Source organism: Flavobacterium sp. Sd200 (genome assembly GCF_009826935.1).
In the GTDB taxonomy this organism is placed as follows: domain Bacteria; phylum Bacteroidota; class Bacteroidia; order Flavobacteriales; family Flavobacteriaceae; genus Flavobacterium.
In genome coordinates, this window is the sequence record NZ_WUMN01000025.1 from 1 (window position 1) to 1885 (window position 1885).

A 1885-nucleotide genomic window follows, 5' to 3' on the forward strand; every position below is an offset into this window, starting at 1 on the left:
AAAAAGTAAGACACGTTCATAGACATATTGGATTGACAGCATAAGAGAGAGTAAGAATACTAGCTTTTATCGAAATTAAAAAACCTAGCAATAAAGGTCGTAAAAATATTAAAAATATACGATGAAGAGTTTGATCCTGGCTCAGGATGAACGCTAGCGGCAGGCCTAACACATGCAAGTCGAGGGGTAGAAGTTTTCGGACTTTGAGACCGGCGCACGGGTGCGTAACGCGTATGCAATCTGCCTTACACTAAGGGATAGCCCAGAGAAATTTGGATTAATACCTTATAGTATATGACTGGGACATCCCTAACATATTAAAGTCACAACGGTGTAAGATGAGCATGCGTCCCATTAGCTAGTTGGTATGGTAACGGCATACCAAGGCTATGATGGGTAGGGGTCCTGAGAGGGAGATCCCCCACACTGGTACTGAGACACGGACCAGACTCCTACGGGAGGCAGCAGTGAGGAATATTGGTCAATGGGCGCAAGCCTGAACCAGCCATGCCGCGTGCAGGATGAAGCATCTATGGTGTGTAAACTGCTTTTGTACGGGAAGAAACCACTCTACGTGTAGAGTATTGACGGTACCGTAAGAATAAGGATCGGCTAACTCCGTGCCAGCAGCCGCGGTAATACGGAGGATCCAAGCGTTATCCGGAATCATTGGGTTTAAAGGGTCCGTAGGCGGTTTTATAAGTCAGTGGTGAAATCCGGCAGCTTAACTGTCGAACTGCCATTGATACTGTAGAACTTGAATTATTGTGAAGTAACTAGAATATGTAGTGTAGCGGTGAAATGCTTAGATATTACATGGAATACCAATTGCGAAGGCAGGTTACTAACAATACATTGACGCTGATGGACGAAAGCGTGGGGAGCGAACAGGATTAGATACCCTGGTAGTCCACGCCGTAAACGATGGATACTAGCTGTTTGACTGCAAAGTTGAGTGGCTAAGCGAAAGTGATAAGTATCCCACCTGGGGAGTACGGGCGCAAGCCTGAAACTCAAAGGAATTGACGGGGGCCCGCACAAGCGGTGGAGCATGTGGTTTAATTCGATGATACGCGAGGAACCTTACCAGGGCTTAAATGTAGAGTGACAGATCTGGAAACAGGTTTTTCTTCGGACACTTTACAAGGTGCTGCATGGTTGTCGTCAGCTCGTGCCGTGAGGTGTCAGGTTAAGTCCTATAACGAGCGCAACCCCTGTTGTTAGTTGCCAGCGAGTAATGTCGGGAACTCTAACAAGACTGCCGGTGCAAACCGTGAGGAAGGTGGGGATGACGTCAAATCATCACGGCCCTTACGTCCTGGGCTACACACGTGCTACAATGGCAGGTACAGAGAGCAGCCACTTCGCAAGGAGGAGCGAATCTATAAAGCCTGTCTCAGTTCGGATTGGAGTCTGCAACCCGACTCCATGAAGCTGGAATCGCTAGTAATCGGATATCAGCCATGATCCGGTGAATACGTTCCCGGGCCTTGTACACACCGCCCGTCAAGCCATGGAAGCTGGGGGTACCTGAAGTCGGTGACCGCAAGGAGCTGCCTAGGGTAAAACTGGTAACTGGGGCTAAGTCGTAACAAGGTAGCCGTACCGGAAGGTGCGGCTGGAACACCTCCTTTCTAGAGACACGACCGTTAGGATATAAAAATTAGGTTTAAGTATAAGATATACTTACTCTCGCTGTTAGTTCAAAAAAATAATACAAGGAAGAGCTTAAAAGTATTGAGCTTTTAGATTTTAGAATTGAGATTGTCTCACTACTCAAATCTAATTACTCACTACTACAATAAATAGTCTCGTAGCTCAGCTGGTTAGAGTACTACACTGATAATGTAGGGGTCGGCAGTTCGAGTCTGCCCGGGACTACAAA

At 47.1% G+C, this 1885-nt stretch carries 1 tRNA gene and 1 rRNA gene; both read left to right on the forward strand.

Features of this window, described 5'->3' with window-relative positions:
• The first annotated feature begins 118 nt into the window (after positions 1-118).
• A 16S ribosomal RNA gene (locus GR160_RS19200) occupies positions 119-1634 on the forward strand.
• Between the two features lie 173 nt (positions 1635-1807).
• A tRNA-Ile gene (locus tag GR160_RS19205) sits at positions 1808-1881 on the forward strand.
• The last annotated feature ends 4 nt before the right edge of the window (positions 1882-1885 follow it).